21 protein-coding genes and 1 pseudogene are annotated in these 26,833 nt (G+C 33.2%); 10 read left to right on the plus strand and 12 right to left on the minus strand.

Annotated elements, in window-relative coordinates; translation table 11 throughout:
• A pseudogene (locus tag GWJ05_RS18405) lies at positions 1 to 1,268 on the minus strand (beta strand repeat-containing protein); the annotation flags it as partial.
• An 838-nt stretch (positions 1,269 to 2,106) separates the two neighbouring features.
• Between GWJ05_RS18405 and GWJ05_RS04500 the strand changes: the two are divergent.
• The gene (locus GWJ05_RS04500; RefSeq protein ID WP_036932656.1) at positions 2,107 to 2,898 is read left to right on the plus strand and encodes a helix-turn-helix domain-containing protein; all 792 of its coding nucleotides are present in this window, start codon (positions 2,107 to 2,109) and stop codon (positions 2,896 to 2,898) included.
• Here GWJ05_RS04500 and GWJ05_RS04505 read toward each other — a convergent pair.
• On the minus strand, positions 2,877 to 3,731 hold the full coding sequence (locus GWJ05_RS04505) for a helix-turn-helix domain-containing protein (RefSeq protein ID WP_036932657.1): 855 nt from the start codon (positions 3,729 to 3,731) through the stop codon (positions 2,877 to 2,879). The genes GWJ05_RS04500 and GWJ05_RS04505 overlap by 22 nt on opposite strands.
• A 656-nt stretch (positions 3,732 to 4,387) precedes the next feature.
• On the opposite strand from GWJ05_RS04505, the gene GWJ05_RS04510 reads away from it, so the two are divergent.
• On the plus strand, positions 4,388 to 5,644 hold the full coding sequence (locus GWJ05_RS04510) for a Zn-dependent hydrolase (RefSeq protein ID WP_161681110.1): 1,257 nt from the start codon (positions 4,388 to 4,390) through the stop codon (positions 5,642 to 5,644).
• Here the strand turns inward: GWJ05_RS04510 and GWJ05_RS04515 are convergent.
• A complete protein-coding gene (locus GWJ05_RS04515) occupies positions 5,638 to 6,522 on the minus strand; it encodes a helix-turn-helix domain-containing protein (RefSeq protein ID WP_036932660.1) in 885 nt (294 codons plus the stop codon). The two genes, GWJ05_RS04510 and GWJ05_RS04515, sit on opposite strands and share 7 nt — an antisense overlap.
• Before the next feature lie 273 nt (positions 6,523 to 6,795).
• Positions 6,796 to 7,992: an ROK family protein gene (locus tag GWJ05_RS04520; protein WP_036932661.1), complete on the minus strand. Its 1,197-nt coding sequence runs from the start codon at positions 7,990 to 7,992 to the stop codon at positions 6,796 to 6,798.
• Positions 7,993 to 8,205: 213 nt separating this feature from the next.
• On the opposite strand from GWJ05_RS04520, the gene GWJ05_RS04525 reads away from it, so the two are divergent.
• The 7 genes from GWJ05_RS04525 to GWJ05_RS04555 all read left to right on the plus strand — a co-directional run bounded on the left by GWJ05_RS04525 (position 8,206) and on the right by GWJ05_RS04555 (position 18,450).
• Entirely contained in the window at positions 8,206 to 9,024 is an 819-nt protein-coding gene (locus GWJ05_RS04525) for a purine-nucleoside phosphorylase (protein ID WP_036932662.1), read from the plus strand.
• Between the two features lie 84 nt (positions 9,025 to 9,108).
• On the plus strand, positions 9,109 to 10,341 hold the full coding sequence (locus tag GWJ05_RS04530) for a nucleoside permease (protein ID WP_036932663.1): 1,233 nt from the start codon (positions 9,109 to 9,111) through the stop codon (positions 10,339 to 10,341).
• 186 nt (positions 10,342 to 10,527) lie between these two features.
• Positions 10,528 to 12,138 carry a M10 family metallopeptidase C-terminal domain-containing protein gene (locus GWJ05_RS04535; protein WP_161681112.1) on the plus strand — a complete coding sequence of 537 codons (1,611 nt, stop codon included), beginning with the start codon at positions 10,528 to 10,530 and terminating at the stop codon, positions 12,136 to 12,138.
• Positions 12,139 to 12,450: 312 nt separating this feature from the next.
• Positions 12,451 to 13,851 carry a serralysin family metalloprotease gene (locus tag GWJ05_RS04540; protein WP_103005068.1) on the plus strand — a complete coding sequence of 467 codons (1,401 nt, stop codon included), beginning with the start codon at positions 12,451 to 12,453 and terminating at the stop codon, positions 13,849 to 13,851.
• Positions 13,852 to 14,016: 165 nt separating this feature from the next.
• The gene (locus tag GWJ05_RS04545; RefSeq protein WP_087803032.1) at positions 14,017 to 15,756 is read left to right on the plus strand and encodes a type I secretion system permease/ATPase; all 1,740 of its coding nucleotides are present in this window, start codon (positions 14,017 to 14,019) and stop codon (positions 15,754 to 15,756) included.
• A gap of 13 nt (positions 15,757 to 15,769) precedes the next feature.
• On the plus strand, positions 15,770 to 17,098 hold the full coding sequence (locus tag GWJ05_RS04550) for an HlyD family type I secretion periplasmic adaptor subunit (protein WP_226905401.1): 1,329 nt from the start codon (positions 15,770 to 15,772) through the stop codon (positions 17,096 to 17,098).
• A complete protein-coding gene (locus GWJ05_RS04555; protein WP_161681114.1) occupies positions 17,098 to 18,450 on the plus strand; it encodes a TolC family outer membrane protein in 1,353 nt (450 codons plus the stop codon). Before GWJ05_RS04550 ends, GWJ05_RS04555 begins: the two co-directional genes overlap by 1 nt.
• 461 nt (positions 18,451 to 18,911) lie before the next feature.
• Here GWJ05_RS04555 and arnT read toward each other — a convergent pair whose 3' ends face one another.
• Positions 18,912 to 20,558, minus strand: coding sequence for a lipid IV(A) 4-amino-4-deoxy-L-arabinosyltransferase (gene arnT, locus GWJ05_RS04560; protein ID WP_161681116.1), 1,647 nt, complete (start codon positions 20,556 to 20,558; stop codon positions 18,912 to 18,914).
• A gap of 394 nt (positions 20,559 to 20,952) precedes the next feature.
• A complete protein-coding gene (locus GWJ05_RS04565; protein ID WP_036932670.1) occupies positions 20,953 to 21,291 on the minus strand; it encodes a carboxymuconolactone decarboxylase family protein in 339 nt (112 codons plus the stop codon).
• A 133-nt stretch (positions 21,292 to 21,424) separates the two neighbouring features.
• Here GWJ05_RS04565 and GWJ05_RS04570 point away from each other — a divergent pair, with 133 nt between their 5' ends.
• Positions 21,425 to 21,808 carry a DUF1992 domain-containing protein gene (locus GWJ05_RS04570; protein WP_036932671.1) on the plus strand — a complete coding sequence of 128 codons (384 nt, stop codon included), beginning with the start codon at positions 21,425 to 21,427 and terminating at the stop codon, positions 21,806 to 21,808.
• A gap of 58 nt (positions 21,809 to 21,866) precedes the next feature.
• Here the strand turns inward: GWJ05_RS04570 and GWJ05_RS04575 are convergent, their stop codons facing one another.
• From GWJ05_RS04575 to GWJ05_RS04600, 6 genes are all read right to left on the minus strand, one after another.
• The gene (locus GWJ05_RS04575) at positions 21,867 to 23,441 is read right to left on the minus strand and encodes an AbgT family transporter (RefSeq protein ID WP_036932673.1); all 1,575 of its coding nucleotides are present in this window, start codon (positions 23,439 to 23,441) and stop codon (positions 21,867 to 21,869) included.
• A 599-nt stretch (positions 23,442 to 24,040) separates the two neighbouring features.
• On the minus strand, positions 24,041 to 24,361 hold the full coding sequence (locus GWJ05_RS04580) for a helix-turn-helix domain-containing protein (RefSeq protein WP_036932674.1): 321 nt from the start codon (positions 24,359 to 24,361) through the stop codon (positions 24,041 to 24,043).
• A gap of 20 nt (positions 24,362 to 24,381) precedes the next feature.
• Complete coding sequence (locus tag GWJ05_RS04585; protein ID WP_087803028.1) at positions 24,382 to 25,209, minus strand: MrpH family fimbial adhesin; 828 nt, start codon at positions 25,207 to 25,209, stop codon at positions 24,382 to 24,384.
• A gap of 21 nt (positions 25,210 to 25,230) precedes the next feature.
• Positions 25,231 to 25,779, minus strand: coding sequence for a fimbrial protein (locus GWJ05_RS04590; protein WP_036932677.1), 549 nt, complete (start codon positions 25,777 to 25,779; stop codon positions 25,231 to 25,233).
• A gap of 10 nt (positions 25,780 to 25,789) precedes the next feature.
• A complete protein-coding gene (locus tag GWJ05_RS04595) occupies positions 25,790 to 26,275 on the minus strand; it encodes a fimbrial protein (RefSeq protein WP_036938661.1) in 486 nt (161 codons plus the stop codon).
• 11 nt (positions 26,276 to 26,286) lie between these two features.
• Positions 26,287 to 26,832 (minus strand): fimbrial protein, encoded by a 546-nt coding sequence (locus GWJ05_RS04600; protein WP_036932678.1) that lies wholly within the window; start codon positions 26,830 to 26,832, stop codon positions 26,287 to 26,289.
• Between the last annotated feature and the right edge of the window lies 1 nt (position 26,833).

Consider the following 26,833-nt stretch of genomic DNA (forward strand, 5'->3'; position numbering starts at 1 on the left):
TCACCTTCAGCACTACCTCCCGGCACAGTGACTTCAGTTTGTACACCGTCTTTTAGCTCTTCAGCATTTACGCCGTTAGTCGCTTCAGGAATTGTGACCACAGGTGTTGTATCTACCACACCGTCACCATCCGTATCACCTGGAATTTGTCCATCAACGGCAAATTCAACTTTATTCCCTGGTTTGGCTGGGTTACTGCCTTGCGTTAAGCTAACATCAACACTGTTTTGACCGTTTTGTACCGCGTCTTTCGGAATATCTATTGATACTTTACCCACTGTCGCTTCATCTTTAGTGACAGTATGTGTAACCGTTTCAGTGGATTTATCCGGACGAGTAATTGTTAGCGTAATTTCAGCGCCTTCTACAGTACCTGCAGGCAGTGTCACCTCAGCTTGTAAACCATCTTTCAGTTCATCAGCATTCGCATAACCATCAGCCACTTCAGGAATACTTAAAATAGGCATATCCGTTACAGGATCTGGTTTTGCAGTTACAGTAACTTCATCACTTTTATTACCACTTGGATCTTTCGCACTTGCAGTAACATCACTATTATCTTTTATCTTGTCATTAGGAATCGTGACTTTATCGTTATCTGTATCAGGAATTAAGTCTGGATTACTCGATGTCCAGCCATTATCACCTTTCTCTAATGTGACAGTATTTGAGTTCCCCTCTTCATCCTCAAAAGTAACATCTACAGAATCACCTTTGTTTGCATCTTTTGGTAAATCAATAGAAACAGAACCGTCATCTTCAGCGGTTAATCCTGGTTTACTTGGCGCAGTAACATCAGCCTCATCACCTTTATTGTCACCACCATGATTTCTATTAGCTAAAAAGATTGCTAATGCACTGCCGATAGAACCAGCAACCCATAAAAATAGGCCGATTCCATCCTCGTTATCAGAAAGAGTCCCTGTTTCACCAGCAACTAAATGCTCTAAAACAGGACCATCTTGAGTAAGAGTGACTTCCCCCATTACCCCATTTTGATCTAATACATTTAAAGTTGCATAACACTGCTCTTCTCCTGGTTTGCACTCCTCCCAGAAGTCTTTAATGACAACTTCAAGTTCTTGTTCTTTACTCGATAAAATAAGATCATCCGATTTACGAGTTGCTTTAATATCTAATGGTGAAAGATTGGTTTCAGTATCAATTAATTGATAAACTTCATTTGGTTTTGCAGTTACGGTGTGCTTTACATTAGGATTTAACTGCACTTGTGTATCTGAATTTTTTTCAGAAAAAATAAATCTCATAATAATTACCTAGCGTTAAAATAGAACTTCTATACATGTATAGAGAAGCACCTACCTATTTAAAAACATTTTTTAACAATAAGTTACGAAATTAATTTGTTCTTTATTCTCCTTACATTATTTCTTCTTTACAAACGTAATCACAATTACAATCAATAATTATTTTCTTTTTGCTATCTAATATTTTTATAAAGTGAAGTATAGAAATGTTTAAAATAAAGCAAACTTCTACTAATGTAGAAACACACCATTTAACGTCTCCTCGTTCAAGGCGAGAATAATGCTGTTGACTTATATTCATCTTCTTTGACATATTAAGCCCAGTCAGACACCTCGCCTTCCTTATAGCTTTAACCTCACTTCCTATTACATAATTAATATTCAATCTATGCACCTTAACTCCTGCCCGATATAAGGGATGGAGATAAAAACATTACAGAAATAATTTTACTTAAGTTCAGTGTATCATTTAGCATCACGCCTCAAATCAAACAAAGAAATAAATAAATAACACAAAATGATAAATTTGGTATTTATCAATAAAATACAATCGAAGAAAAAAATAAAAACAACCATAAAACTTAATTAAATTGCCAAAAATGTTAAAATCCATTCGTATGAGAAACGTTATACTTACGCGCATAAAATTAAATATCGTCATTAGTCTTTGAACATGATGATTCCAATGAAAAATAACACTAAAAGATAAAAAAGTATTACTATTAATCACATGGTAATAAATACAATTTCATTTATAAAAATAAAATCATAGACTGATTATTAATAATTTTAATTACTATTTTATTCATAAAACCCAGATTAAAGTGAGTCTATTTATATGGAAAATTCTTATTTTCATTTAAAAAACTTAACTCTATCAAACTACATTATGCTCTTAACAAAAGATAGTGAGATACGAATAGAAACTAATAGCCTAAAAAAAACAATAGATAAAAATAGTATTGCTTTAATATCAAAAGATATAAAATTTGATGTGTATTTTTCGAATATAAACAAACCTACTTTGATTTATTTATCTTGTGATACGCTTAGAGATGCATTAAAAATAAACCTTGCCTCTAATCATCTTAAAATAAAAGAAAACAAAAACAGCATTGAAAATAATATTTTAATAAAAAAAGCACAACCAGAAGATATCTTGCTATTTAATAAATTGAAAAGTAAATTTAACAACGAAATTATTACATCTGAAAAAATAGAGCATAGCCATATATTAAAATTGGCATATCTATTAAGTGGATTAGAAATAAATATTATGAGTTTTATATATGAGATGTATAACTCCTCATATACAGAAAAAATAATTAATATTATTAGTGAGGATTTAAGTTATGAATGGACAATAAAAGACATTAGTAAAAGGCTATACATTGGAACATCATCTCTCAGAAAAAAACTAGAGACAGAAAAAACAAGCTTTACAAGAATATTAACAAAAACAAGAATGGAGCACGCAATAAATTTATTAACAACGACAAATCTAAACATCAATACTATTTCAAATAAATTAGGTTATAAAACAACCTCATATTTTATAAAAAAATTCAAAGAATATTACAAATCAACACCTAAAAAATTATTAAAAAATCATAGAATTGGGATAAAATAATCTAATGAACATATATTGTTATTACTCTTCATATCTTTAATGTTAAATATTTCAATATCGTATCCGTTTCTCTTTTTAGCTTTCAATTTAGAAAGCTCTCTAGAATAGATTACGTTTGATAGGTTTAAATATTCATCCCAGGTACCATAAAATGAAAACTTATAATATTTATCTCCATTTTCAGAAAAAATAGAGTCGATTGCATGCATACTTTCATAATAGTCAAAAACAGTTAAGATATTTTTAGTGAATGGCGATTTTTCATAACGATAATATATATTTAAATATTCATATTGGTTCATTTTAATGAGATTTTTTAATTTAATTATTCCATCTTTATTTTTAAATCCCATTCCTGTTCTTGATATTAATGCAGTTAGCTCAAAAGGAATATTAACATGAAAAAATTTCTCTTTACTTTTTTTAAAAGCAATATCAATAAAAACTTTTTTAGATTCTAATTTTTTAAAGTCAAAATAATTATACTGAGGAAGATAATATGTAAAATCCCAATATGCATCTTTTCTATAAACAATAGGAGTCACTTTAAAGTGACGTTTAAAAGCTCTAGAAAAACTTTGCTGAGAATTAAATTGATAATTAACAGATATTTCCAATATAGATAAGCTTGTTAATCTTAATAAGGTTGCAGATAGTGATAATCGCCTAAGTAAAATATATCGAGCAATCGTATTTCCCGTTTCATTATAAAAAATATCTTGAAAATGTCTTTTGCTATACCCAGACTTATTTATTACATCATCTTGAGATAATGGACTGTTTATGTTTTTTTCTATCCAATCTAAAATAATCCTTATTATATTATTTTTCAATTAGTTACCCAACCCATTAGTGGTATTCAATCTGTAATTTTACCATAAATAAAATATTTATTATATAAATAAAAATTGATATCATATATTTTCATATACGATAATGAGATAAATGCTCAACGGTATATTGGATTATTTTTAATATTATTATTTAAATAAAAATAAAAATAAACTTAAACATCAATATTTTATTGGCAAATAAATTCTAACTCTCCTTTTATACAGAAAATAAAGATTTCTATTATATAAAATAAAAGTGGCAACAGAATACAGTAATACATTGATATTTTTATTATTTTTAGAACCCTAATGAAAGTAAAGAAGCAATATTAATACTAATTCTTTTTTTATTTGAAATTTTAAACATATAAGTTTTTATATATTTAAAATAAAAAAGATCGCTTTTATAACATTTATCATACAAATTAGGTTCATTTAAGAAATACTCCATATATATATCTCCTTTTAATTAATACCTACCTCACAAAATATGAAATTCACCTTAATTGTCATTGACGAAATATAGCTACAGCAGTAAATATAATAAGCAATGATTATAAAAACAGTGACCATCTTTGAAGATGGCTTTTTTAATCCTTAAATTGTCTCATTTTTTAGACAAAGAGATATTACTGAAACCACGGGAGAATTCTCTTATGAATCAACAAGATACAGCAATTTATTACTCAATTGATGATATGAAAACATTAATTGAAACAATGCAAATTTATAAAAAAGACAACAGTGGCAAAGGGATCACACGTATTGCCTATGGTGAAGAAGATGAAGCCGCACACTTGTATCTTGCGGGTTTAATGAAAGAAGCGGGCCTTGAAGTTTATCGTGATGGTATTGGAACTCTTTATGCACGTTTACCAGGTAAAGATCGCTCATTACCCGCAGTAGGAACAGGCTCTCACCTCGACACTGTGCCTCAAGGTGGTGCTTATGATGGCGCTTTAGGTGTGATTGCGGGCTTTTATGCTTTAATGCAATACAAGCCACAACAGCTTAAACGTGATCTTGAACTCGTTGTGTTCCGTGCGGAAGAATCTAGTCGTTTTGGCTTTTCATGTATTGGCAGTAAAGTATTAACAGGAAAAATAGATAGAACACGCTGGGAACAAAATAGAGATGATGATGGCAATAACTTCTTTGACGTTTTGAAGTTATTAGGTTATCAGCACGATAATTTGGATAGTTGTTTAGTCAAAGAGGATCGTTATAGTGCTTTTGTTGAGCTTCATATTGAACAAGGTAAACGCCTCGAAAATGACAAGAAAACCATAGGTATTGTTAATGGTATTGCAGCACCGACACGTTTTTCAGTCACTGTTAATGGTCATGCGGATCACTCTGGTGCAACTCCGATGTATCAACGTCAAGATGCGTTAGTGGCAAGTGCGGGGATTATTACCGATATCAACCGTGCAGCATGTACTGAAGCCGTTTATGGCACTGTAGGTACAGTGGGTAAACTCAACGTTGTTCCGAACTCCATGAACGTCATTCCAGGGCAAGTAAAATTCTCTGTTGATATTCGTGGTATTGATACTGAAAGTATTCAGCGTGTTGTACAACGTTTAAATAACAGTGTTGAAAAAGCAGAAAAAGATTTTGGTGTTGCTATTGATGTTCAACCAATTTCTGCTGAATCGCCAGTAAAATTAGATGATTCAATTTGCCAAGTTATTGAAAATTTGTGCCAAAAACACAATATCGACTATATGACAATGTTAAGCGGTGCAGGCCACGATTCAATGAATATGGCGTCACTTTATCCAACTGCGATGATCTTTACACCTTCAGTTGCCGGTATTAGTCATCATCCTGATGAATTTACCGAGTTTAGTGATATTGCTGTCGCTGCAGATTTATTAGCAGAAACACTAGGCACATTAGCAAATCAATAATGACTGACTATTTGTTTTAAAAGGTTAATTGCATCATCCCCTTTGGTCGCTTTTAACCATAATTTATCAAAGAGAGATTGATATTGAAATATCGCCTCAGTTGAAGAAGTTACGGTGGCAATGCCCGTACTGACATTAGGAAATTCACCTAAACGGAACGGGCTAACGGCTAAAGAAAGAGGTACTTTATCTTGATAAAACAATTGGAAAGTTAAAGACGGCATAGTATCTGAAATAATTGCAATATTAAGATAATTATTTTTTTGCTCTAGCTTTTCAATTAAATGAAGAATTTCGCTTTTTGCTCGCTGTTTTCTTTCTTGTTGCAATGTTTTCGTTAAATTAACGGAACCTAACATACCAACATAAAGAAATTTTTCAATTTGCTGTTGGCTAATAAGGTTATAAATATGAGGTGAATGTAAGGACTGATGTTTCTTACGCTCTTTTAAAATAGACAAAACTTCTTGTTGTTTTTCAGATAAAAGATTTACAGGCGATGCTTCTGTTAGCATTTCAACCAATGTTTTATCATAACAATCTGAAGTTAATAAGTAAGAGAAAGGTTCGAAGTGGGTGTAAATATGTGAAGATTGAGATTCAAGTTGGCGCATTCGTTCAAAAAAGCCATTTGCACTTGAATAATATTCCGTATTAATACCCAATAAACTCGTTAACGAGGTATTTAATAATCGAGCAAGATTGTCAAGCGTCTCAATTTTAACAATTTCGCCTTTTTCTAACCGATATACAGCAGCGCGAGAAATACCCAGGCTTTCTGCGACATCTTCCGCTTTTAATGAAGAGGCTATGCGATAAGCACGCAAGCGATAGCCAATGGCTTGATAATCTATTTTTTCTCTAGGTATGTAAGGCATATTTATAATTGGCTCCCAAATGCACAAAGTACCAGGGTAAAGTAACGGCACAACAATAAGATGTTAGTTCAGATAGTTTAAATTAAACCAAAAATAAAAAGAATCACCTTCCTCACAATGAGGTAAATAAAAAAAGTTTGCAGTAAAAAGTTAGTCTATATCAATAAACCTGTCTCCTAGCAGGTAACCTCACCAGGGTTAAAGCAGTAAAAACAAACAACAATAAAAAACGAAAAGGCGTTGTAATTGATATTGCAGCGCCTTTTTCATTATTTAATTAACTAAATGCTCTAATACCATAGCACCAGCGCCTTGAGAAACTATTTCATAGGCATGACTTGCTGAATAAACATCTGTTTTTATATTTGGGAAAAGTGCGAGTTTAGTTTCAATCGTTTTTTTAACGGTATCAAAAAACGTATATTTAGGTATTAATGTTCCACCACAAACAACAATATCAGGTCGGAGTATTAAAATCGTATTTGCAATAGCAAGCCCGTAGTAATAAGCGGCTTCTTCTAATGCATCAATGCATAAAGGATCTCGCATTTCTATTGCTTGAAAAATAGTGTGATAGTTAATTTCATCATCAGTACTTACCAGAGAAGTTAATAGAGAATGCTTTCCTCGTCTTATTTGATGAATGATATTATTTTTTATGGCATCTAAAGAACACAATGTATTTAAACAACCATAAGAGCCACATTCACACAATGGCCCTTTTACATCAATCGTCATATGACCAAAACAGTTCATCGTTGCTGAGGTATCAGTTAGAAACTGATTACCAATAATGGCACATCCTCTTACTTCGGTATCACAAGAGGTAAATAAAAATCGTTGTGTTTTTTGGCGATAATATAAACGATATTCGGCTAAAGCGGCAAAATGGACGCCGCTTCCTACGGTAACGTAAGTAGGAACTTTTTTACGTAATAACGTTTCTAATTCACAAAATTCTTCATCAAGGGATTTTGAAGCCAATTGATGTTCGACAACATGCTCAATAGAAATACCTAATCCTAAAACTTTTTCATAGCTGATTTTATTTTTTAATAATAAGGCATCAACTTTAGGTAATAGCTTTTCTGTCATTTCATATGCAGATAAGTAAGGCTCTGGTGATATTTTAATTTTGTCCAGCATATTGAGCTTTAAATCCATTAAAACAATCGTTGAATAGACTTTACTTAATTCAATACCAACTAAAAACACACCTTCTGTATTAATATTATACAAAATAGGTTTTCGTCCACCGGTTGACTCCCCTAATTCTGCAGTTGTAATTAATTGAAGAGCATTTAATTCATCCAATAATCGAGCACAAGTCGCAGGCTTCATTTGTGCTAATTCGGTTAATGTTTCTGTTTTTATCGGACCATTTTCTGCCACTAATTTATAAAGACTTTTAAGTTTCAATGCTTTTGAAGTCTTAGAAGACTGAAGTTCTTTTAAATTTTTCAATAGCATAGCGACTTCCTTTATTTAATTATTGGGTAGCAAAAGAGAAGAATACCGCTATCTTACTGTAAAAAAAGCAATAGTTCCTTAATCAAAACAAACAACATGATCTTAATCTCAAAATGAGAAAAAGAGAGTTGTTCATTTCTGTTTATCAGGCAAAGTATTCTCAACCACTATTTAAAATGTAATGACGGTTTACGGTTTATACAGGAGAAAGCCATGCATCAGGTTTCCGAAATCAATAAAGCAAAAGAATTTGTTCAATCTAAAACAACACAAAAACCAACGGTTGGGATCATTTTAGGATCAGGTTTAGGCTCTTTTGCCGATACATTAGAAGATGCTGTACATATTCCTTACCACACCATTCCTTATTTTGCCGCATCTGGTGCCGTGGGGCATGCTAATGAATTAGTAATTGGTAAAATTGCAGGAAAAACAGTTGTAGCTATGAAAGGTCGTTTTCATTACTACGAAGGTGTCTCACTCGATGAAGTCACCTTCCCTGTTCGTGTAATGAAAGCACTGGGAGTTGAAAAACTGATTATCACTAACGCATGTGGTGCAGTAAATACTGAATTTAATCCGGGCGATCTCATGCTAATTACAGATCACATTAACCTCACTGCTAATAACCCACTTATTGGACCAAATAATCCTGATCTTGGTGTTCGTTTTCTAGATGTTAGTCAAGTTTATAATAAAACAATGCGCCAAATTGTTATTGATACAGCTAAAGAACAAGACATTACCTTACGTCAAGGTGTCTATGCATGGTGGACAGGTCCAACTTACGAAACACCAGCAGAAATTCGCATGATAAGAACATTAGGTGCCGATGCTGTGGGCATGTCAACGGTTCCAGAAGCACTCATTGCTCGCCATTCAGGCATTGATACCATTGGTATTTCATGCTTAACCAATATGGCCTGTGGCATTTTAGAACAACCTCTTAGCCATGATGAAGTCATTGAAACCGCAGAACGCGTAAAATCTACCTTTTTAAAACTTATCAGCGAAGTGATCGCTCGCTTATAACTTTTTATCAATAAAAGAAAAAATGGATCATAGATAGCTGCCTATGATCCACTTAAATCAATATCCCCAACAGTGGAGATTGTTATGGGTATAAAAATACAGCTCAAAGGCATGATGTTTATGCAATATTTTATCTGGGGAAGTTGGTTAATTACCCTGGGTGCATACATGATGCAAACATTGAATTTCACTGGAATTGAAGTTGGATTGGTTTATGGATCTAAAGGTATTGCTGCCCTAATTATGCCTGGTTTATTAGGCATCATTGCCGATAAATTTATTCCTGCAAATCGCTTATATATTATTTGTCATCTTATTTGTGCTACTGCTTTATTCTTTGCGGCTTCAGTCACTGATCCAACTATTATGTTTTGGGTCATGTTTATTAATGCATTAGCATTTATGCCAACCATTGCACTTTCAAACTCCATTGGCTATTTTTGCTTAAATAAACATAAACTAGATTCAGTTGCTCATTTTCCCCCTATTCGTGTATTTGGTACGATAGGCTTTATTATTGCAATGTGGTGTGTCAGCTTATTTAGATTAGAGCTTAGCAATACTCAATTATATATTGCATCCGTTGCATCGCTTTGCTTAGCACTCTACTCATTCTGTTTACCTAAAATTCCAACAGTACAGCATAAACAATCGACATCTTGGGCTTCCCGTTTAGGATTAGATGCATTTGTCTTATTTAAAAAACCTGTCATGGCAATATTCTTTTTATTTGCAATGTTATTAGGTGCTGTGCTTCAAATTACAAATACCTTCGGCAGCCCATTTATTCACGATTTTGCTAAAAATCCTGAATTTGCAGATAGTTTAATTGTACAATACCCATCAATTTTATTATCCGTATCACAAATGGCTGAAGTCGCTTTTATCTTAGCTATTCCCTTCTTCCTAAAACGCTTTGGTATTAAAAAGGTCATGCTAATTAGTATGGTTGCATGGACTTTACGTTTTGGATTATTTGCATATGGTGATCCTTCACCTTGGGGTTTTGTATTGCTAATGCTTTCAATGATTGTTTATGGTTGTGCGTTTGATTTCTTTAATATTTCAGGGTCTATTTATATAGAAAATGAAGTTAAACCTGAAATAAGAGCTAGTGCTCAAGGGTTATTTATGACCATGGTAAATGGCGTCGGTGCGTACGCGGGTTCTATTTTAAGTGGCATGGTGGTAGATCATTTTACAATAAATGGAATGAAAGATTGGCAATCTATTTGGTTAATTTTTGCATCATATACATTAATATTAGCCATTATCTTTGTATTTGCATTTAAAGAGAATAAAAAAATAGCTTACTGATAATTATCATAAATCACTTACTACCTTATATTAATGATAATAAATCTATAAAAGATTTATTATCATTTTCATTTACAGTTAAATTTTAAATTTAACACATGTTGAATTACTTCTTTTTTTAAAAGAAAAATAATGACTAGCATATAGTATATATATACAAAAATAGATTTTTAAAAAGGAAGTAAAATGTCTCATCATAAATATTCACCTGGAGTAGGTATTATTATTGATGTAATAAAAACCAAATCACCTTTTAAAAGATGGAGTAAAAAAAATAAAGAAGATATTTTTACAGAAATATCATATAGTTTTCCTGATTGGAGTAAGCTAAGAGGAAAAGAATATAAAACTCTCACCACATTAAATAAGTCACAACAAAATATTGCAGAAAAAACGTTACAACAATGGTCAGATGTCGCAAATATTAAATTCATAAAAAAAGAAAATAACTATGATACTAATATTAAATTTGGTGTTTATAATAATGTAAATGAAATAACAAAAGATACTTCTCACTTAGTCAGTGGAGTTGCAACATATCCGGTTAATAATATAAAACAAAATAAAAGAATAGAGAAGATTACTGATTACAGTAATAGTGGGCAAGTTTGGATCAATATATCTTCAACAGTACTTATCAAAAAATTTAATAAAAATGATATGACTGAAGAGCAGAAATACAAAGTAAATTTATTTAAGAAACTATCAGACAATATAAAATATTATTTTATAGAAACAGATTTATATATTAATTTATATAAAAATACAAATATGGATGGGCATATAAATAATCAATCAATAACATTAGAAAAAGGAAATGGAGAAACTAAAAATTATATACATGAAACAGCACATGCTCTAGGTTTACCTCATATCTTTAATAATAATTCAAATGATCCTGATATTGAAGAAAATAGTTTCAAATATTCAGTAATGGCATACCGATATCCAAAAATAGAAGATGCTAATTTTAATGGATTTTTTCCTATGTCTCCATTATTAATCGATATATATATCATCCAAAAATTCTATGGAGCTAATATGACTACGAGAAATGATGATACTATTTATGGTTTTGATTCTAACACACAAAGAGACTTTTATAGTTTAAATTCGCCAGATGATATTATCATCAGTTGTATATGGGATGCAGGAGGAATTGATACCCTTAATTTTCATAAATATACTAAAAAACAGAAGATAGATTTAAATGAAGGCGCTTTTTCTGATATAGGAGGATTACGAGGTAACGTATCTATCGCTTATGGTACTGTCATTGAAAATGCTATTGGTGGTAGTAATAATGATATTATTCTTGGTAACAGTGCTAATAATTATCTTTATGGTAACGATGGCAACGATATGATTTATGGTGATAGTGGCAATGATGTACTTTATGGTGGAAAAGGAAGCGATTGGCTTTATGGTGGTGAAGGAGATGACATTCTGTACGGTTCTGATGGAAAAGATATCCTCTGGGCAGGCAATGGATATAACCAACTCAGCGGTGGTAAAGGAAAAGACATATTTATCATAAATCTTAATAATACTAGTAGCCATAATAAAATTATGGACTTTGATAAAGACGAGGATTTTATATTCTTTACTGATAATAATAAGGATGTCTTTAATATTAAAGATTTTATTAAAAACAATAATGTTGTAATATCAAGTAATTATCACAATACAAATAATACCACTCATCTATTCATTGTAAAAGAAACCCAATCTACAAAATTTTTTCACACTATAGATCTTATTGGAAATTTTTCTTTTAATGAAATATTCAACCTGTAAATAACTTAATGATATAACTTAGATGACTAAATTATAGAATTTAAGTTATATTCATTTTTTAAATAGAGATAACAAAAAAAATAATAACAATGAAAAAAATACCATCCGGAAAAGTAACTTTAATTCTATTTACTTATTTAAATTATTCTGACTTAAAACACACCTCACTTCACAATTATTTAAAAACATATTTTCCCCCTCTAGATTAATATCAATAAATAGCTATCTTTATTATCGCTGGCGCTCGCCAGATAATAAACTATTTTCAACATGAAAATAAACTTAAGCTAAACTTGATATCCGGAGGATATTATGGGTTCTTCTTTATTAAAAAAAGCAGCTGGATTATCTAATATTTCTGATTTATTAGATAAAAGTGGAATTTTTTATAATTTTTCAACTAAAACTCTACCTTCTTTTGATTATGATACCGCAGGAAAACATATTGCACGCGAAAATTCCACATGGAATGGAAAATATGTTATTGGAAAAGCGGCTGAAGTGACGTATTCATTCCCAACTTGGGCGGGTAAAAAGTTTAATGATTTTGGTGATAAAAATCCCTATGGATTTAATTCAACCCAGAAAGAACATGCAAGACAATCTTTAGATGCATGGTCTGATATCGCAAATATTAAATTTACAGAAGTAGGGCCAAATGTAAAATCAGACATTACTTTTGGGAACATTACTGATCCATATGGCAATTTCCAAGCTTATGCAACATTACCAAACACTCATGATTATTATGGGCGTGATGTTTCAGGCCAAGCTTGGTTTAGTGATTATTATTATGCGGGTAATACAACGCCTGAATTAGGAAATTATGGTCGCTTAACTATTATTCATGAAATTGGTCATGCACTTGGTTTAATGCATCCTGGAGATTATAACGCAGGAGAAAACGTACCGGGTTATTTAAAATCTGATTATGCTGAAGATAGTCGCCAATATACTGTAATGAGTTATTGGGATGAATATGAAACTGGTGCACACTTCCAAGGTGCTTATGCTGGTGCTCCTTTACTTCATGATATTTCAGCAATGCAATACCTCTATGGTGCAAATACAACAACCAGAACAGGTGATGATGTTTACGGCTTCAACTCAAATACGGGTATTGATTATTACACTGCAACAAGCAGTAACGATAAATTAATATTCTCCGTTTGGGACAGTGGTGGTAACGATACATTTGACTTCTCAGGATATTATCAAGATCAAGTGATTGATTTACGTGAGGGTCATTTCTCTGATGTTGGCGGACTACAGAAAAACGTTTCTATTGCCCAAGGCGTTACAATAGAAAACGCAATCGGTGGCTCTGGTAATGATATTATCTATGGAAATGATGCTGATAATATTCTCATCGGCGGTGGCGGCCAAGATACATTATGGGGCGGTACAGGTAGCAATACCTTTGTCTATAAAGAAATCTCCGACTCTCTAGTCTCAGCCGCGGACAAGATAATGGATTTCAAATCAGGCATTGATAAGATTGATCTATCAGAGCTAATCGAAAATACCTTCAGCCATAAATTCCTTAATTTTGTTGATAAATTTACAGGTCACTCAGGTGAGGCAACCATAAAATATAATCAATCAACAAACTCAAGTGAACTCGCTATTAATGCTTATGGTTATGACTCTAGCGCTGATTTCAAAATTGATATTGTAGGATTTGTTAATTACGAAACTGATTTTATTGTTTAAGTCGTGATTTATTGGGTAGGAGAAATAGTATTCTCCTGCCCTCTTTTTTACTTACATGGAGTTATTTTTATATTTTTTAAAAAAAATAAATATAAATTATCATGCGTATAGATAAAAAATCACAAGTATAAACAAGTAGATAAAAATAAAATCAGGAATAACATTATGCCAGAAAGAAAACATAACAATGAAATAACCAGTATTATAAAAGAAAGAAAGAAAGTGTTTCTTTCTATTGGTATATTTACAGCGCTAATAAATATTTTAATGCTAGTTCCTTCAATCTATATGTTGCAAGTTTATGATCGCGTATTACCTTCTGGTAATGAAATGACATTATTGATGCTAACTCTTATTATGTTAGCTCTCTTTATTTTTATGGGAGGATTAGAATATTTAAGAAGCATTATTGTAATTAGAATGAGTAATAAGCTTGATTTATCACTTAATTCGCGTATTTATACTGCCGCATATCAAGCTAAATTAAATAAAACACAGGGAATTGACTCTTCCTTAGCTTTTAATGATTTAGTCACAATCCGCCAATTTATTACAAGCCATGCTATTTTTGCCTTTTTTGACTTACCTTGGTTTCCTATTTATCTTCTCGTTATTGCTTTATTTAACCCTTGGTTAGGATTATTTGCATTTTGTGGTGCACTCATTTTATTTTCATTAGCTATTCTTAATGAGTATTTATCCAGATCATCATTAAAAGAAGCCAACAAATTTGCTAATCAGGCACAAATAATACAGGGGCATCATTTTGAACATCCACAACCCATTGAAGCAATGGGTATGCTGGGACATTTACGTAACCAATGGCAAATTGCCCATTTTAAATATCTACAAGCACAAACTCATGCAAGTGATAATGCTGCGAGTGTTAATGCAATAACTAAAGTCACTCGTATGGCATTACAATCCTTGATGTTAGGCCTAGGAGGATGGCTTGCAATAGACAATACGATTAGCCCAGGAATGATGATTGCAGGCTCCATATTATTAGGTCGAGCTCTCGCACCGATTGAACAAGTTATTGGCGTCTGGAAAAACTGGGATAGCAGTAAAGAAGCCTATAAAAGATTGACGGCATTATTACAAACCTATCCTAAAGAAAATAAAAAAATGGCGTTACCTGCACCTAAAGGTGAATTAGTCGTTAATATTAATCAGGCGCATTACCCTCAAACAGAGCGGACACTATTAAATAATATTCATTTCTCACTAAGCCCAGGTGACGTGTTGGGTGTGATAGGTCCTAGTGCTTCAGGTAAATCCTCTTTAGCTAAATTTATTGTGGGTATATGGGAAGTTAAAACAGGTTCCATACGTCTTGATAATGCAGATATATATCAATGGAATAAAAATGAAGTAGGCCAATATATTGGATACCTACCTCAAGAAATAGCTCTTTTTCCAGGTACTATCGCCGAGAATATTGCTCGTTTTTCAGAAATAGACTCACAAAAAGTTATCCAAGCCGCCACAATGGCCAATGTTCATGAAATGATTTTACGTTTTCCTGAAGGTTATGAAACCGTTATTGGCGCTCATGGTGAAGGTTTATCGGGTGGACAACGACAACGTATTGCGTTAGCTCGTGCATTATATGGAAATCCTGCATTAATCGTTTTAGATGAACCTAATTCTAATTTAGATGATTTAGGTATTAAGGCATTAATACAGGCAATTCAAACGCTCAAGCAAAATAAAAAAACAGTCATTTTAATTACTCATCAAAAACAATTGCTCTCCGTGACCAATAAACTCTTAGTTCTTTTTGATGGGCACTCTAAATTATTCGGTTCCACAACCGCTGTTATTGCTGAATTAAATAACTCATCAATAATAAAAAACACGCCAACATCACCAAGTACACCTATTACTCAAAGTAATTCTTAATATTGAGAAAATAATGATGATCACAGAAAAAAATGAAATCGATATAACCAAAAACATTTCCGATGATCCTAGAAAATTCTTAATAATAGGATGGTCTGTAATTCTTTTAGGTTTAACTATATTTATTTTTTGGGCTGCATTTGCACCTTTAGATAAAGGTGTATCAGCTACGGGTAACGTTTCAATTTCAGGCAATAAAAAAAGTGTTCAAGCATCTGTAGAAGGTATTATCACTGATATTTTAGTGAAAAATGGTGATAGTGTAACTAAAGGTCAAACACTGATTCAGTTAAGCCCTACTCAATCAAAAGCCTTAGTAAAATCCTTATCAGATCAATATGATAATTTACTTATTACTCAGCAACGTCTCTACGCTCAACTTAATGAAAGAACAGAATTTATTTTAGATCCTGATGAAAAATACTACTCATCTTCAGAAAGCCTAAATCAATTATTGCAATTACAAAATAGATTACTAAATGAAAAATATATTGAATTACATAGTGAAATAAATGGCTATAAAGCCATTATTGATGGAATTTCAAATCGTTTAGTTCATCTAAAAAGATCGACACAGAATAAACAAAATCAAATTAATAGTTTACAAAATCAAATCAAAGACTTACGTACTCTTGCAAATGAAGGCTATATTCCTCGTCATCGTTTTCAAGAGGTTGAACGTGAACTAGCTGAAAACAATAATCATCTCAATGATACATTTGGACAAATAAGTACCTTAGAAAAGCAAAAACTAGAATATGAACAGAAAATATTACAACGCAATGCTAATTTCTATCAATCAGCACGTACTGAACTGAATCAAATTCAATTACAAATAAGTGAAACTGAAAAACAACTCATTATTGAAATGGACAAACTGGCTAACATGCAAATTACTGCTCCTATTTCAGGAACCGTAATGGATTTATCTGTTTTTACACAAGGTGGTGTTGTTAGAACGGGCCAAACGTTAATGGAAGTCGTTCCTCAAGATCATCAATTAATTATTGAAGCACGCTTAGCACCTCACCTAATTGATAAAGTGATCCCAGGTCTCCCTGTTGATTTAATGTTTAGTGCTTTTAATCAAAATACAACACCTAAAATTCCAGGGGAGGTCGCATTAATTTCAGCAGATAGACTCATCGATGAAAGAACAACTGAACCCTATTATCAGGTATTTATTAATGTAAAAGATAATACACTTCTTGTTGGTAATAAAAACAAATTAAAGGCGGGCATGCCTGTCGATGTATTTATTAACACTGGTGATCGTTCATTACTCAATTACCTCTTCAAGCCTGTTTTAGATAGAGTTCATACTTCATTGACGGAAGAATAATGATGCTAATAAAAAAACTCTCTGCCATTATATTTATATGGATGCTAAGTTTTCACACTTTTGCTATCTCATTATCTGATCTCTATTTCTTAGCTGTAAAAAACGATCCCACTTTTAATGCTGCGATAAAAGAACAAGTTGCAGGTAAAGAGTATGAAAATATTGGGTTATCCCAGTTACTTCCTAGTGTACATGTCAATTACCAAAATAATCCACGAAATTGGCAACGTAAAGTTTATCCGATTAATACTCATCAGGGAGATATTCAAAAAACGGAATATCAAAATTATCAAAGTCACTCTATCAGTGCAATTATTAGCCAACCTCTATTTGATTACACCGCATTTAGTGATTACAAATCATCAGTTATACAAACGTTATTAACAGATAGTCGCTATCAAGTAAAATTCTCTGAGCTAGTGATTAGATTAGTTGACCATTATGTTGAACTAGCCTACGCACAAGATAATTTATTATTAAATCTTTCTCAGCAAGAGATTTATAAAAAACAGCTCACTTCTAGCCAACGTTTATTTGAATTAGGCGAAGGAACGAAAACAGATATTTCAGAAATCCAAACACGATTATATTTAACTCAATCTCAATATACTGATATTCAACTTGAACTAGAAAATGCCAAAAATAAGCTAAGTTCAATGATTGGTACTCCCCTTCCTAATGATGAACATATTGCAAAGTTAAATAACCAAAATTTTATATTACAACCCATCACTCCCAATAATTATGAAGCTTGGGAAATAGAAGTAATGCACAATAATCTCAATATTCAAACTGCACGCTATGAAATGGCAATTGCCAAACAAGAAGTCGAAAAAAATAGAGGTGAGTTTTTTCCAACGGTACAGCTCTATGCTTCTTACTCTAATAGTAATTCCGATAGTAATAATACGGTAAATCAAAAATATCAATCCGCTAATATCGGTTTTTATGTCAGTTTACCTTTATTTAATGGTGGGAAAACAACAGCGTCCATGCGTCAATCTACGGCATTGTATCAAATGAGTGCTTTTGAACGAGATGCTATTATTCAGCAAATTACACAAGAGTTGCATCATCAATATCAAATTTGTACGACCAGTAATATAAAACTAAATGCATATGAACAATCTGTTTCCTCTGCTAAGTTACAATTAGACGCGACTCAAAAAAGCTATATTGGAGGGCAACGAACAATGGTAGATGTCCTTAATGCTGAAGAGTTATTATATCGTGCTCAGCAAGATTTGATGAAAGCTAAATATGATTATATTCAAGCTTGGGCATTATTACATCAATATACTAATACACTGGATTTTGAAAAAATAAAGCTCATTGAAGGTTATTTTCAATAGCATTTTAATATAAAGAAAAAAGTCCTACATCATACATAGATATAGGACTTTATATTATAAATAATCATTGATTACTTATTTTAGCTAGCGGGGATCATCACTTCTTTTTAGTACCGTACAACGTTAATACACGGTGAGTAAGAGCAATTGATGCTAGACCGATAAAACATTCAGCAAGAAAAATCAGCATAAATTACCCCCATTCATAAGTACATTTTGTTTGGGCGGGGGTTCTGATAAAGTAAAGTGACTTGTCATATAATGCTTAGCTAACTCCGATTTAATGGACACATTTTAAACCTACCATTAAAACGAAAAAGAGCAAAATATATTTCTCAACAAAATCTATTTTTTAGCTTAGATCACATAAAAACAACACAAAAAATCAAATTTTAGTCATCTCTAAGCTTAAGCTAAATTTCTTCAGCCTTTGATAAAATAAAAATAGAGTTTAATATCAGCTAATTAAAGAAAACAAAAGTTAAATCACCTTGTTTCTCCACAGTAGGTTTTACCTTTAATTGGCTTATAACGGATAATATCTCTTTTCGCTCAGGCCGAACTAAAACAATCGCAATCCCTTGATAGTTATTCTCTTCAATTAAGTTGACCAACTGCTTAATATCATAGTATTTATTTTGCACATCAGGATATGCCAAACCATAAGCTAGCTCCCCTTTTGTCTCCGTTAAACGAATATCTGTACGCTTTAATCCCCATGCGAGTGAGGTTCCAATGCCGACTTCATCCGTTAAAATATAAGGCTTATCTACCAACTCGCTATAATAGTCATTTATCACTTTTTCAGGCGTATTTTTACTTTCAATTTTATGAGGAATGGCATAACCAATAACAAGACTTAATCCAATAGAACAAAATAAAGTTAACAAACGTGTTGATTTAAAGAATGAAATAATTCCCATCATGCTCCATACAAGAAATCCCCCTATCGCCAGCAGTGCTTTATATTGCTCATCGGCTTCATATAGTGTAAATCGAGAGGAATAAAGTGAATAGATAATAATAGAAACACCTATTACTCCAAAAACTGTATTTATTATTGCATTTAGAGTATGAATTTTTTCATTTGATTTACTTTTCAACTCTTCCATGTAGCTCGCAATCAAAATCGATAATGGAACAAAACAAGGCAACATATAAGTTAATAGCTTGCCACTTGAAGCGGAAAAGAACGTAAAAAAGAGAAATAACCAAAATGAAAAATAGAGAGTACCTTTTTTCAAAAAAAGTGCCGATTTAAGTGCACCGAATAAAAATCCCAACCAAGGCAAAATACCTAAAATAACAATAGGTAAATAAAACCATATAGGTTGTGATCTTGCTGATCCTTTTGCGATAAAGCGCTGAACATGTTCAATCCAAAAAAAGTAATGCCAATAATCAGGTGCTTGAAGCGCAACGGATATTACCCAAGGTGCAGCGATAAACAACATAGCCATAAATGCAATAGGGGCATAACAAAGTACTTCTTTAAATCGAGAAAGACTAATTGCCGTAACCACAAAAACTAATGCGGGTAGTACAACAGCAATAAACCCCTTAGTTAAAAAACCTAGCCCACAAAAAATACCCACTAAAACAGAAGTATAAATTTTTGATTTTTTATCTGTTGCCAATAATCCACTTAAAAAATAATACATTGCCACAGTAACAAACATGGTCACAATGGGGTCAAGGATATTATAAGTGCCAATAGACAACACGAGAAATGAAGATAAAAACACTACTAATGCGTTAAAAGCGAGCGCTTGATTATGCCAAACTAACAAAGCTACCCGATAAACAAATAGACCTGTTAACAATGTTGAAGTGACAACAACAAGGCGAACGGAAAAATGCCCCGATCCAAATAACCACTGTGCAACACTGTTTAGCCAATAACCTAAAACAGGCTTTTCAAAATAGCGAATATCAAGTAAATAAGGTACAGACCAATTACCTGATGCCAACATTTCTCGACTAATTTCAGCATAACGAATTTCGTCTGGTTGCCACAATAATCGTGTTTCTAAAGGAATGAAATAAGTTAATAATATAAAAATAAAAAGTAGAAACCATTTGTACCTTTCTACAAAATTGACGCTCATACATTCCTCATTAAAATAAAATTCGCCTTACACAAACTAGTACTTAGAAGAGTTATCTTATAAAAAATTCAATTATTATTTATTAATTTATAATTAAATGGTATGTAACTTCTTGATAAAAACAAAATATGCAACCCTTTTGTTTTTATCAAATAATCATATAACCATATAAAAAATATATATTTTTGCTTTTAAAATAATACTTAAATTTATTATTAATCTATTTTTAATAATAAATATTTCTTACTTTATGACTTTGTCAGTAGTTTATTCTTTATTAAAGAATAAACGCTTAGATTAAACAGAAAATCAACAAACAACAATAAATAAAAAAACCAGAATGAACTTATTCTGGTTTTTTACTACTCGATTTAATTATATAATAATAAATATCTTATTGACTAAACTCTTTAAAAGCGCCCATGGTGTTAGCAGCATACATCACTGAAGGGCCACCGCCCATATAAATAGCAACGCCTAATGCTTCGGCTAGTTCTTGTTCCGTAATACCCAGTTCCACTAATGTTTTAGTATGGAATCCAATACAACCATCGCAACGATTGGCAACAGCAATTGCAATAGCAATCAATTCTTTTGTTTTTACATCTAATGCCCCCTCTTTTCCCCCTGCTTTAGTGGTGCTCATAAAAGCTTTCATCACTTCTGGAATATTTTGAGACAGTGCGCCCATATTATTTGCAATGTCTGTTACTATTTCTTTGTACTTGCTCATTAGCTATCCCTTATTTAATATATATTTTTATATAATATAAAAATATAATATCAAACAATATAATCTAATCAAGGTAAATTGTGTATGTGTGATCTTTTTTCTTTAAAACAATCTCAAAACAACGAGGTTTACAATGTCAATTATTGATGAATGGGCTGAACGCCATATTGAACAAGCGCTACAAAAAGGTGAGCTATCATCACTTAAAGGTGAAGGAAAACCACTGATCCTTGATGATAATAGCCATGTCCCAGAGTCACTTAGAGCAAGTTATCATTTATTAAAAAATGCAGGTTTTTTGCCACCTGAAATGCAAGATAGAAAAGACGCATTATCGCTAGCCGAAATCCTAAGCACGCTAAATGAAACAGGAGAAGAGAATGAATCACTACAAAAGCGTTTAGCATTACTTGAGTTGAAACTACAACAAGCAGGTTTAGATACTCAGTTTTTACATGCAGACTATGCCATTCAACTAACTGAAAAATTGGCAAATCACAAAAAAAGAAATGAGTAAAAAACAAAAAGAATAAAGCCTATACATCCCTGTATAAGCTTCAGGCATAAGCAGATATTTAACCTGCTGTTGGTGTGTAATAGATTGGTGAACCGGGTCCTACTGGTAAATGGAATACAAATACCCATAAATAGAATAAGAGTGACCAACCAATGAGGAAAATGACAGAATAAGGTAGCATCATAGAGATCATGGTGCCAATACCTGTGTCTTTCTTATATTTTGTCGCAACCGCTAATATCAAACCAAAATAGCTCATCATTGGTGTGATGATATTAGTGACAGAATCTCCTATTCGATATGCGGCTTGAATTGTTTCTGGTGCATAACCTGCAAGCATTAGCATGGGGACAAAAATAGGGGCAGTTACCGCCCACTGTGCTGATGCAGAACCAATCATTAAATTAATGAAGGCACAGATTAAAATAAACCCTAAGAACAACAAACCACTTGGCATATCAATACTGTTAAGTAATGCGGCACCTTTAACAGCAATAACCTGTCCTATGTTTGTCCAGCCAAAGAAAGCAACAAACTGAGCGGCAAAGAAAATGATCACTAAATAGAGCCCAAGTGTACTCATTGAATTCGCCATAGCATCAACAATGTCTTTATCGGTACGCATTGTCTTAGCAATCCACCCATAAATAATACCCGGGATTGCGAAGAACAAGAAAATAAAGACAACGATAGATTTTAAGAAAGGTGAGTTACCAATTAGTCCTGTTTCTTGGTTTCTTAATATACCATTTTCAGGAACAACAGTGAGCGCCAAAATCACGCCCATAACAATGAATGTACCTGTGGCAGCCCATAACGCTTTCTTTTCTAGTGGTGTAACTTCTGCTGCATTCCTTAAATCATTTTCTTCTTCATCAAGTTCATTACCGTTATATGGCCCCAATTGAGGTTCAACGATTTTTTCTGTGATGAAGTAACCTAAGAAAGTGATTAGGAATGTACTGACAAACATAAAGTACCAGTTCGCTTCAGCACCCACGATATAGGTTGGATCAATAATACGCGCTGCTTGCTGTGTAATACCCGATAACAATGGATCTATCGTACCTAAGAGCAAGTTTGCAGAGTAACCTCCAGAAACCCCCGCAAATGCAGCGGCAAGACCTGCTAAAGGATGTCGTCCCAACGAATGGAAGATAATCGCGGATAATGGAATTAATACCACATAACCTAATTCAGCAGCAGTATTTGACATAATACCCGCAAATACAATGGCCATCGTGGTCATTTTACGAGGTGCTTTCATGACGACTAAACGCATAACTGCAGATAATAAACCTGCACGTTCGGCAATACCGACACCTAATAATGCCACCAGCACCGTACCTAAAGGGGCAAATCCTGTAAAGTTCGTGACAACATTGGCTAATATGCGACGAATACCATCAGCATCTAACAAGCTAATAATATGAATATAGCCATCTTCTGCACGGCCTTTAGCGCCTTCAGGTCGAGGATCTTGTACTGTTACACCAAAATATTCACCAACCGCTGAAGAGACAAGTAATATAGCAATTAAAATAATAAATAAAATAACGGGATGGGGTAGCGCATTTCCTAACCATTCCACTGTGCGTAGAAAGCGACTGCCTCCCTGTTTTTTTGTTTGCATCATTTATCCTTTTTATAAAAAAACAGAAAATGCACAGTACACAAGCTTTTTTATTATGACTATCTGTTAATACCAATTATTAATAGGTTATTTAAGATAATCATCGGAATAAACAGAGCAAATAAATTATTTATTAAGTTAAAAAACAATAAGATAAAACAAAATAATTCAATTACAAATCACTTATATAAAAACTAATTAATAACATCTAAAATTAAAAAATGTGCACAAGATAACATTTTTTAACATTATTGTGATTATTTACTAACCTTTTATCGCTAGAAATCTCTTGAATAAATACTCAGAAACGATTAAACACTCTGCCAAACCTGATAGTAACGGTTGTAATTACTATTAAAGAGGAAATAATGACAAATAAATGGTCATGACAGGTTAAAATTTTAGCTTTTTTGTAACATTAACTCGTGGTTTTATGGCAGAAATTAAACGTATTAATATGAAAAACATAAAAACACAATAATCTTAAAGAGTAACGATAAAAAAAGGGCAAGGTCTCCCTTGCCTTACCAATCAGGTAATCAATCAAAGAAATACATACACACTAAAACACCAAGTTTAGATCGCACTAGTGGTATGTATTAGTATAAAAAAACATCAGGCGTCGCTTCCGCAATAATACTACTGCGTTTATCAATACGCTGATTTTCAGATGAGGTCTTTGGTATAAAACAGTCTTCAAAAAACCAATAAATAGGCGTATTAAGGTAATTCGCCAACAAAACGAGATAACTTAAATCTATTTTATTCATCCCGCGCTCATAGCGAGAAAATTGCTGTTGGCTTACACCGATTTTCTCAGCAATCTGCACACCGGTATAACCTAATTCTTTACGTTTTTTCTGAATTCTTTTGCCAACTAACGCATTAACATCAATATCTGTAAAATCGTAATTCTTCATATATTCATCCATTATCATGATTAAGGCATTGTTAAAATAATTGAGCCAGAACCAGAGAAATAGCCCGGTGCAACTCGGCCATTGGTGTGTAGAATTGATTTAACCTCTACGGGTATTGTTCCATTTTTAGGTACATTAATAACGGAGCCTTTTTCACCAGGATAACCATCAAGAAATAAATCAGCATAGAGACTGTTATCTGGTCGTAATGGAACTCGGCCACTGTCTGAGCCTGATGCAATAACCAAAACTTTCATTGCTAAGTTACAAGTCACATTAATATTTTGAGCACGAGCTGCATTGTCTAAACTTGCTTCGTCAATATCCCCGTAATTAAGGTTTACAGCTCCTTCCGTTATTTTGCAGGCCCCTACAGGTGGCGGAGCAATACCACATAATGATCCCGGTAATAAGCGTCCATTTGGAGACCATCCCCCTTCCCTTGATTCATAAAATAGCCCGACACATTCTTGGTTTGAGGTCAGTGGATCACCATCATGTCGCGCAGTTCCTTGTATTGGAAAACTTTCAACCCTCATGACCGCATCACGAACACCCGCTAAATAGCGTTCTTTTTCAACGCGAACAATACTTCTTACCGCAGAACCTGGGGAACCATTTGCATCATGCTTATGGTTAATTGTTATCCAACATTTACTCCATCCATAACAAGGATTTGGGGTATAGGGATCTTCGGGATCCCAACGCTGAATAACATAGGTATAAGTGGCGTGAGCAGGTTCACCTTCAGAATGTGTAATATAAGAAAAAATAGATGCCATCGCAGGCGCTGAAAATAACAAGCCTAATGCGATACATAGAGCCGGAAATCGTTTTAATATCAACATGTAAAACCTCAATCCTACTAATTAGTCATAATTCAAATGGAATGTGGCTATTGCACTAAATGGACCGCGTTTTATGGATTGGTTGGCAATCGCATCCGGCTCACCTTGAATAAAGGCATAAAAATTCAAAATCGTGTCATCTGCATTTAATGAAAGTTTGTCTGTCTCTTTATTAACAGGTAACGCATTTCCATTTTCAGACTCCAATCCAACCGCAATGCCTGCTGCTTGACTACTTGGACTGATAGCTAAAAAGCCTTGTCCTGCCATGGCTTGATTTTCATCACCTTTAAAGGTAATTTTGACACTCTTACCAATCGTTAAATCACACTCAGATAAGCGAATTTGAAATAATTTGCTCGGTGTTCTTTGATACGCATAAAGGTTCTTATCGGGAATATTGCCAAAATCTAATTCAACGGTTTCATCACCCGGTTTTATGGTGCAAGGTTCATCAACTAATATCCCGTGAAAGTACATATTGTCTGGTGCAGAGAACGCAGTTGGTGTTAATCCCATAAATGTGGCTAAACCCAAAACGAACGGGATCGACAATCTTTTTATTTTCATCAATGCGCTCCTATTGGTATTCAGCAAGAAGTGTTGCTGAAACTTCAAATGCACCCTCGGGTAAAGTACTTCCCGGTCTTTTAACAGGTACGGCCTGGATCACCGGTGGCTTATCCGGAGATATCGCAATGCGTTCATTTAATTTAAAAGGCTGACCATCCTGAGTGAGATGAATACCTAAATCGGGAATATTGGTTTGTAATGCAGCCTCGTCAAATTGTGTCTTGGGACCAATAATAGAAAGTCCCAAATCCCAACCTTTTAAATTTGGGTCACACACCAATTGATAGTTCACTGATTCGGTATAATTAATGCCATCCACTTTATGAATACCTACGTTGTGCCCAAAATAGACATCAATCAGTTCGTTATTACTGATAACACAAGGTGGTGGTACTAATAATGTGCCAAATAATTTCATATTTGGTGTGTCAGCACTCATAACAGAGTAAGAATTCAGTAATATAATCAGACACATGTATTTTAATTTATTCATTTTCTGACCTCTCACTGATAATCCACATGCAGTGTGCCACTGGCGACAAAATCACCACCAATTAATGTGGCACTCTGATCACGAACAGGGATCGCTTCTAAATCAGGCAAATTAGGATAGGTAAAATTAATCGCTTTACCTAAATCTAATAGTTGGCCTTTATATAAAATACGCACCCCTAATCCCGTAATATCTGTTTGTAGTGCATTTGAATCGAATCCCGTTGCGCTACCAGTGATATAAACCTTCATCGCATTTGTCGGCATTTTTTGACACGTCGCTGTATAATGAACTGGCTGTTTATAATTGGTGCCATCAATACGCGTGCTCATCACCTCGCCAAAATTTACCTCAATCATTTTGCCGTCATTGATCAAGCAAGGCGGTGGTGCAATAACATTTCCAGTAATATTGATATAAACAATTCCAGGAATAGCATTGTTCACCGCTCTCGCGGGTAAATTCGCAACAGCAGTAAAACTTAGGCCTCCAGTAAATGTTGCCAGAATAAAAATCAACACTGCTTTGCTTGGGCTAAACCGCTGTTCCATTTTCATA

Origin of the sequence: Proteus sp. G2626 (assembly GCF_009915985.1) — a bacterium.
GTDB classification, from domain to species: Bacteria; Pseudomonadota; Gammaproteobacteria; order Enterobacterales; family Enterobacteriaceae; genus Proteus; species Proteus vulgaris.

Excerpts from the sequence above, each read along its gene's own strand:
- GWJ05_RS04500 (WP_036932656.1), top strand. The coding sequence starts at position 2,107 with ATGGAAAATTCTTATTTTCATTTAAAAAACTTAACTCTATCAAACTAC.
- GWJ05_RS04510 (WP_161681110.1), top strand. The coding sequence starts at position 4,388 with ATGAATCAACAAGATACAGCAATTTATTACTCAATTGATGATATGAAA.
- GWJ05_RS04515 (WP_036932660.1), bottom strand. The coding sequence starts at position 6,522 with ATGCCTTACATACCTAGAGAAAAAATAGATTATCAAGCCATTGGCTAT.
- GWJ05_RS04520 (WP_036932661.1), bottom strand. The coding sequence starts at position 7,992 with ATGCTATTGAAAAATTTAAAAGAACTTCAGTCTTCTAAGACTTCAAAA.
- GWJ05_RS04525 (WP_036932662.1), top strand. The coding sequence starts at position 8,206 with ATGCATCAGGTTTCCGAAATCAATAAAGCAAAAGAATTTGTTCAATCT.
- GWJ05_RS04530 (WP_036932663.1), top strand. The coding sequence starts at position 9,109 with ATGGGTATAAAAATACAGCTCAAAGGCATGATGTTTATGCAATATTTT.
- GWJ05_RS04535 (WP_161681112.1), top strand. The coding sequence starts at position 10,528 with ATGTCTCATCATAAATATTCACCTGGAGTAGGTATTATTATTGATGTA.
- GWJ05_RS04540 (WP_103005068.1), top strand. The coding sequence starts at position 12,451 with ATGGGTTCTTCTTTATTAAAAAAAGCAGCTGGATTATCTAATATTTCT.
- GWJ05_RS04545 (WP_087803032.1), top strand. The coding sequence starts at position 14,017 with ATGCCAGAAAGAAAACATAACAATGAAATAACCAGTATTATAAAAGAA.
- GWJ05_RS04550 (WP_226905401.1), top strand. The coding sequence starts at position 15,770 with ATGATGATCACAGAAAAAAATGAAATCGATATAACCAAAAACATTTCC.
- GWJ05_RS04555 (WP_161681114.1), top strand. The coding sequence starts at position 17,098 with ATGATGCTAATAAAAAAACTCTCTGCCATTATATTTATATGGATGCTA.
- arnT (WP_161681116.1), bottom strand. The coding sequence starts at position 20,558 with ATGAGCGTCAATTTTGTAGAAAGGTACAAATGGTTTCTACTTTTTATT.
- GWJ05_RS04565 (WP_036932670.1), bottom strand. The coding sequence starts at position 21,291 with ATGAGCAAGTACAAAGAAATAGTAACAGACATTGCAAATAATATGGGC.
- GWJ05_RS04570 (WP_036932671.1), top strand. The coding sequence starts at position 21,425 with ATGTCAATTATTGATGAATGGGCTGAACGCCATATTGAACAAGCGCTA.
- GWJ05_RS04575 (WP_036932673.1), bottom strand. The coding sequence starts at position 23,441 with ATGCAAACAAAAAAACAGGGAGGCAGTCGCTTTCTACGCACAGTGGAA.
- GWJ05_RS04580 (WP_036932674.1), bottom strand. The coding sequence starts at position 24,361 with ATGAAGAATTACGATTTTACAGATATTGATGTTAATGCGTTAGTTGGC.
- GWJ05_RS04585 (WP_087803028.1), bottom strand. The coding sequence starts at position 25,209 with ATGTTGATATTAAAACGATTTCCGGCTCTATGTATCGCATTAGGCTTG.
- GWJ05_RS04590 (WP_036932677.1), bottom strand. The coding sequence starts at position 25,779 with ATGAAAATAAAAAGATTGTCGATCCCGTTCGTTTTGGGTTTAGCCACA.
- GWJ05_RS04595 (WP_036938661.1), bottom strand. The coding sequence starts at position 26,275 with ATGAATAAATTAAAATACATGTGTCTGATTATATTACTGAATTCTTAC.
- GWJ05_RS04600 (WP_036932678.1), bottom strand. The coding sequence starts at position 26,832 with ATGAAAATGGAACAGCGGTTTAGCCCAAGCAAAGCAGTGTTGATTTTT.